The 6,055-nt window shown below is 65.8% G+C and carries 5 protein-coding genes; 1 reads left to right on the top strand and 4 read right to left on the bottom strand.

The window, feature by feature from the left end; genetic code table 11:
- Window positions 1–41: 41 nt before the first annotated feature.
- The 4 genes from ASE39_RS18690 to ASE39_RS18675 form a co-directional block, all read right to left on the bottom strand.
- Window positions 42–545: a hypothetical protein gene (locus ASE39_RS18690; RefSeq protein ID WP_057272139.1), complete on the bottom strand. Its 504-nt coding sequence runs from the start codon at window positions 543–545 to the stop codon at window positions 42–44.
- Entirely contained in the window at window positions 542–2,233 is a 1,692-nt protein-coding gene (locus ASE39_RS18685; protein WP_057272101.1) for an IS66 family transposase, read from the bottom strand. The genes ASE39_RS18690 and ASE39_RS18685 overlap by 4 nt, the downstream gene beginning before the upstream one ends.
- 95 nt (window positions 2,234–2,328) lie before the next feature.
- Window positions 2,329–2,670 (bottom strand): IS66 family insertion sequence element accessory protein TnpB, encoded by a 342-nt coding sequence (tnpB, locus tag ASE39_RS18680; protein ID WP_057272100.1) that lies wholly within the window; start codon window positions 2,668–2,670, stop codon window positions 2,329–2,331.
- Window positions 2,667–3,068, bottom strand: coding sequence for a transposase (locus ASE39_RS18675; RefSeq protein ID WP_158004263.1), 402 nt, complete (start codon window positions 3,066–3,068; stop codon window positions 2,667–2,669). The genes tnpB and ASE39_RS18675 overlap by 4 nt, the downstream gene beginning before the upstream one ends.
- A gap of 874 nt (window positions 3,069–3,942) precedes the next feature.
- Here ASE39_RS18675 and ASE39_RS18670 point away from each other — a divergent pair.
- Window positions 3,943–6,006: a choice-of-anchor U domain-containing protein gene (locus ASE39_RS18670; protein WP_242421489.1), complete on the top strand. Its 2,064-nt coding sequence runs from the start codon at window positions 3,943–3,945 to the stop codon at window positions 6,004–6,006.
- Window positions 6,007–6,055 lie beyond the last annotated feature (49 nt).

Genomic DNA, 6,055 nt, shown 5'->3' with positions numbered 1-6,055 from the left:
GTGAGCGTCCAGTCATCCCATCTTGACCCGCCGGACGCGGTTCAGTTGGACTGCAACTGTGCTCCGACGTAGGCAACGCACTCCACGAGGTTGAGTGCGGCCAGCAGCAAGAACTTCTCGGCGTCAGTTCGCACGCGCAGCAGCTCGTGCCGGCCAAGGTGGCCGTACACGAACGCAAGCAGGTAGCGCTCGGGGTGGTCGACGCAGAACTTCGCGATCATCTGCTCGACGAGGTCTGGCGGCGTGCCCTCGGTGCACTTCATCGTCGCCGTCAATCGCTGCAAGCAGGTTTCCTGGACGTCTTCAGAGATCGTTGGCAAGGCGTGCCCGCAGTGCTTCATGGCCTGGAAGGCGACCAGCAGAACGTGGATCGGCACTTCAAGCTGCAGCATGTCGACCCCGTAGCGGGGCAACACGAGGATGGAGGCCAGCAGGTTGGGCTGCTGGACGTAGATTTCGTCAGCCAGCTCAACCTTCTGTTGCGCGCTCAAGCCATCGACGTCGATGTTCGCCCGGACCATGACGTCCTGCGTGAGCAAGGTCATGGTGCCGCGTCGGACGCTGGCTGCCATCGGTGCGCCAGCAAGTCCTCTATCTGGCTGGCACGCTGCGTCGGCAGGCGCGCCAGCACATCGCGCAGGTAGGCCCAGGGGTCATGGCCGTTCAGGCGCGCTGACTGCACCAAGCTCATCACCATGGCCGTGCGTTGGCCGGCCAACTCGCTGCCGGCGAACAACCAGGCCCTGCGCCCCATTGCCCAAGGCTTGATCTGCCGCTCCAGGTGGTTGTTGTCGATCGCGACTGCGCCGTCCTCGAGGTAGTGCGTCAGCGCGGTCCAGTGGCCGAGCGTGTAGTCGATGGCCTTGGCCGCTGGGCCGCCGTCGAGCACCAGACGTCGTTCGAGTTCGAGCCATTGTTTGAGCTTGGCCCACAGCGGCTTGGCGAGTTGCTGGCGCTGCGACTTGCGCTCTCCGTCGCTCATGTCCTTGAGTTCGGCCTCGACCGCATAGATCCGCGCATAGCTGCGGATCGCCTCGCCGCCGATCGGGCTCGTGCCGACGTGCGCCAGTTCCTCGAACTTGCGGCGTGCATGCGCGACGCAAGCCGCGCTGATGCGGTCAGAATGGATGCGCGGGTCGAGCACGCTGTCGTAGCCTGCGTAGCGGTCGGACAGCAGCGTTCCGGACCAGCGCCCTCGACCCTGCCGCACGTCGCCCGCGAGGAAGGCCTTCGGGTACTGCGCGCCACGGCCCAGGCAGAACTCATAGACCACGCCGGGCACGGCGTCGTGCCAGCTCCTCGCGTAGGCCCAGACGTAGGCCTTGCGCGTCTTGCCGGCGCCGGGATCGAGCAGCGCCACCGGCGTCTCGTCGGCATGCAGGACCCGACACGCGAGGACGAAGGCCTTGTGCACCTCGTAGAGCGGCTCCAGCGCCGTGCCAGCCTGGCCGGCCCAAGCCGCCAGCGTGGAACGCGGCGTGTGGACGCCGCTGCGGGCGTTGATCGCCTCTTGCCGGTAGTACGGCAGGTGGTCGACGCAGCGGCTGATGAGCGTGTGCGCGATGAGGCCGCTAGCGGCCATGCCACCCTCGATCAGCTCCGGGATGGACGGCGCCTGCTTGAGGATCTGGCAGCAGCGGCAGGCCCACTTGCCGTAGATGTGACGATGCACGAAGAACTCGGCCGGCACGATGTCCAGCCGCTCACTCATGTCCTCGCCGATGCGCGTCATCGGTCGACCGCAGTCCAACTCGGGGCAGTTGGTGCTCTCGGGCTCATGACGGTGTTCGACGCGACGCAGGTGCTCAGGCAATTGCTGACGGCGTGGTCGCCGTGGCGTGGCCTTTGGCTTGGCCTCGACAGTGGTCGCGGCGGCTTCGTCTCGCAGCTGCTCCAGCTGCGCACGCAAGCTCGCCTCGTCCTCGGCGATCGTCTCCTCGAACAGGCGTCGCTGGTCGGCGTTCATCGCCTCGGAGCTGGCGCCGAACTTCCAGCGCTTCAGGCGAGCCAACTCGAAGGTGATCTTCTCGATCTTGGCATCGCGCCAAGCGATGTCGCGGTCCTTGCGCTGCAGGAGATCCCTGGCCTGGCCCAGCTCGCGGTCGCGATCAACAAGAGCCTGGTCACGCAAGGCGAGAAGCTGTTCGACATGCTGCCAACGGGCTACCCAGGCCGCCGCTTCGGGCGGGAGTGCCTGCAGGTTGAGCGGGGGAAGATCGTGCGTGCCGAGCATGACGGCATGGTGCTAGGACCCTGTATGCAGCGCATCGGAGAAAGCACGAATTGCATCGACGCTGGCGCGGTCGAGTGCCAGCGTCGATGTTGCTGTCAGGCCCGCGTGATGGTGCTCAATTCGGGTAGCCGTTCCCACGGCAGGCCGAGGACCAGCGCGTCGAACTGCGCGTTGGTGAGCGACAAAGATACGGGCGATGTCGTGGTGGCCGGCACCCAAGCGAAGCGCCCCGCGTTGAGTCGGCGTGCCGCGCACCACACGCCGAAGCCGTCGTGCACCACAAGCTTGATGCGGGTGCCCCGGGCGTTCGCGAACAGGTAGCCGTGGTGGGCCTGCGCTGCGCCAAAGACCTGGACCACTCGGGCGAGCAGCCGGTCGGCGCCGGCGCGCATGTCGACCGGCTCGGCCGCAACCCACATGGCGTCGATGCGGATCATCGGAGCAGCTCGCGCATCCAGACCGCGCAGTCGCTGGCGGCACCTGCCGGCCAGATCACCGTGACCGTCGTCGGTCCACGCCGCAGCTCGATGCGAATGTCTGGGGCCGGAGCCGGTGGCGCCGGTGTCGGCAAGCTGACCGGCACGAAGACGGTCTTGGGCTCTTGCGCCTTGGTCCCATCCACGACGTTTGCGCGCACGACCTTGTCTCTTGGCTTCAGCTGTGCCTCATGCACCCACCGACGCAGCAGGTTGGCGTTGATGCCGTGGGCCATTGCCACTGCGGCCATCGACATGCCAGGCTGCGCGCAAGCCGCAACTGCATCGGCCTTGAACTCGTCACTGTGCATGCGACGCCGCCGGCCACTGCCGGTTTGTTGATCGGGGATAGTGTTCACGTGTCCACCAAGAGTTGAGGTGGACACGAGGCTCCTATGACTCTAGCGAGTGTTCAAGATGGTCGGACTGGACGCTCACAGTGGCCCCGCCATACAGGCCAGGCTTGGCATCGGCAGAGGCTGTCCCTTTTTTGTTTCTTTTTTCAACGGACNAAAAGCCGCAACTGCATCGGCCTTGAACTCGTCACTGTGCATGCGACGCCGCCGGCCACTGCCGGTTTGTTGATCGGGGATAGTGTTCACGTGTCCACCAAGAGTTGAGGTGGACACGAGGCTCCTATGACTCTAGCGAGTGTTCAAGATGGTCGGACTGGACGCTCACAGTGGCCCCGCCATACAGGCCAGGCTTGGCATCGGCAGAGGCTGTCGGCGCGCAGTGGACGCCCGCCTCGTTTGCCTTCCCCATGGTGCGGTTTCGCAGACCCTGCCGCCCCCCGGGCAGCGCAAAGCCAGGCGTGGCTTGCCGAACAGGTTTCTGGGAGTTGTGTGTAACGGGATCGGACGGGTTTTGAGCGTCGCGAAGCCGCCGGGCAGGGCGGCCCTGGGTGCTGTCATCCCAGGACCCCATGTCGCCCAAATGGGGGACATACAAATGGACACGACTCAGATAGTCTTTCCCGGCCTTCAAGGGGAGGGCGGGGTTTGGACTTTGTACACGTTCGGCCGGTTGGCGTCCCCTGTTCAATCTCCACATCGCAAGACCATGACGAAACCGACGAACCGCGCAGCCCCAGTCCGCCTCCCCTTCGCCGCCATACGCGCGTCCGCTCCAACTCCCGCGTATCGGCTGGTCCGTCCGGCGAGCCTTGGTCTCGCAGCCCTCCTTTGGCAGATCAACGCCGGCGCTGCCGTGGGCTGGAATGTCGATGCATCCATGGCCGCCCCCAGAGCGCAGCATGCAGGCGCTTTGATGGATGATGGTTCGGTCGCTGTTTTTGGTGGCGTCAATCGGAATGGATTCGTCGGAGGCAGCGAGCGCTATGCCGGGGGGGCTTGGACCTCTCTGGGGCTCCATGGGATTCAGGGCAATGTGACGGAGGCGGTCACGCTGGGGACCGGCCATGTGCTTGTCCGATCGGACGGCAGCCTGAGCGCACGGCTGTACGACCCTGTGGCCAACACCTGGGCTCCCGGGGGGACGCAGACTGTATTTCGCAGCCTGCCGTCGATGACGCTGCTGGCCAACGGCAAGGTCCTGGTGGCGGGGGGCACTAACCTCGCCACAGCAGAACTGTACGACCCGCAGACCCGCAGCTGGACGGCGACAGGCAGCATGTCGGTGGTGCGCCGTGCACACGGGGCTGTGCTGCTGCGCGACGGCCGCGTTCTGGTGGCTTCAGGGTTCAATAACGTCGCCGGCGAAGTGCCGGTGGCTGAAATTTATGACCCTGCCACTGGCACTTGGACGGTGGTGGCTCCCCCGCTGGTGCCGCGCCACTATGCCAGTCTGACCCTGCTTCCGGATGGCAGGGCGCTTCTGGCAGGGGGATTCACGGCGGGTGGCGTCACCACGCATGCAGAAATCTATGACCCGTTGTCCAACACCTGGACCGTCACTGGTGCCCTGAGCTTTGCCCGCAATGGTGCAATGGGTTCGCCGCTGGCCCATGCCACGGTGCTTGCCTCAGGCCGGGTGTTGATGGCTGGTGGCTCGGATGGTACGAGAAACACGCAGCCTGCCGCAGAGCTCTATGACCCCGCATCGGGCACGTGGGCGGCCGCTGGGTCGATGGCGACGGGTAGGGAGAATGGCACGGCCAACCTGTTGCCCAACGGCGACGTGCTGCTGGCGGGTGGATACAACAGCAATCCCACCCTGACCTTTCACAGCACGGTCGAACGTTACACACCGGCCGTGCCCCCGGGGCCTGCTCCGGTGCTGGATGTGCTGCCGCTGCTGCAACGCGCCGGTGCGGCGCTGACCTTCACGGGCACCGATTTCAAGGGCGCTACGGGCACAAGCACGCCCCAGCTCCAGTTGCAGCGCGCAGAGAACGGAGCGATCCATACGTGGTCCCCGGTCAGCCATACCGCCAACAGCTTCACGTCGCCCGCCCTGGGCACTTTGCCGGCCGGGTTGTACATGGCGCGGTTGGTCGTGGATGGCGTGCCCTCCGTGGCACGGCTGGTCCGGTTTACCGACCCTGTTGGTACACCCATGGGCACACCAGGCGATGGGCAGGCGACCGTGAGCTGGGCGCCGCCCGTCGACACCCGTGGCAATCCGCCGGACGGTTACATCGTTACCTCCAGCCCCGCCAGTGCGGGTTGCACCGCCACGGCGCCTTTGACGGTTTGCACGGTGCCGGGGCTGGCGAATGGCACCCCCTACACCTTCACGGTGCAGGCGCAGCACCCCAATGGCCCAGGGCCCTTGTCGGTGGCCTCTGCGCCTGTGACGCCTGGGACTCGGCTGTACAGTGGGCCTACGCCGGGGGGTGGGGGCACCATCAACGTAGTGGTCGGGGGCGGTGGGGCTACCTGCACCCTGATTGGGGTGGACACCTACGCGACGACACCCCCCGCAGGCGCACCGCCACAGCTTTCTTTTCCGTATGGCGTATTCCGGTTTCGGGCCAGCGGCTGCGTGAATGGAAGCACGCTTCAGGTCGCCATCACCTACCCGAACCCTCTTGCGCCGCAAACGGAGTTCTGGAAGCATGGTCCTGCAACTCCCGCAGCTGCAGCCACATGGTTTGAATACCCCGGGATCACGCTCAGCCCTGATCGCAGGACGGTGACTTACTCCATCACCGACAACGGGGTGGGCGACAGTGACAGCGCCAGCGGTGTCATCCTGGACCCGTTTGGCGCTGCGGTGCTTGCCGGAAACCCTGTCGCGGTGCCCACGCTTTCTCCCGCCGGGCTTTCACTCACAGCCTTGTTGCTCGCTGCCTTGACGGGCTGGGGCCGCAGGGCGAAGCGCTTCGGAAGATAGCGCCCTCGCAGCGGCCGGGCAATGCTGGCTGCGCGCATGCAAAAGCCCC

The sequence above is a fragment of the Acidovorax sp. Root267 genome (assembly GCF_001429215.1).
GTDB lineage: Bacteria > Pseudomonadota > Gammaproteobacteria > Burkholderiales > Burkholderiaceae_C > Acidovorax > Acidovorax radicis.
Note: the sequence above shows the minus strand (reverse complement) of the source record. Positions and strands in the feature narration are given on the sequence as shown.

Excerpts from the sequence above, each read along its gene's own strand:
- ASE39_RS18690 (WP_057272139.1), bottom strand. The coding sequence starts at position 545 with ATGACCTTGCTCACGCAGGACGTCATGGTCCGGGCGAACATCGACGTC.
- ASE39_RS18685 (WP_057272101.1), bottom strand. The coding sequence starts at position 2,233 with ATGCTCGGCACGCACGATCTTCCCCCGCTCAACCTGCAGGCACTCCCG.
- tnpB (WP_057272100.1), bottom strand. The coding sequence starts at position 2,670 with ATGATCCGCATCGACGCCATGTGGGTTGCGGCCGAGCCGGTCGACATG.
- ASE39_RS18670 (WP_242421489.1), top strand. The coding sequence starts at position 3,943 with ATGGCCGCCCCCAGAGCGCAGCATGCAGGCGCTTTGATGGATGATGGT.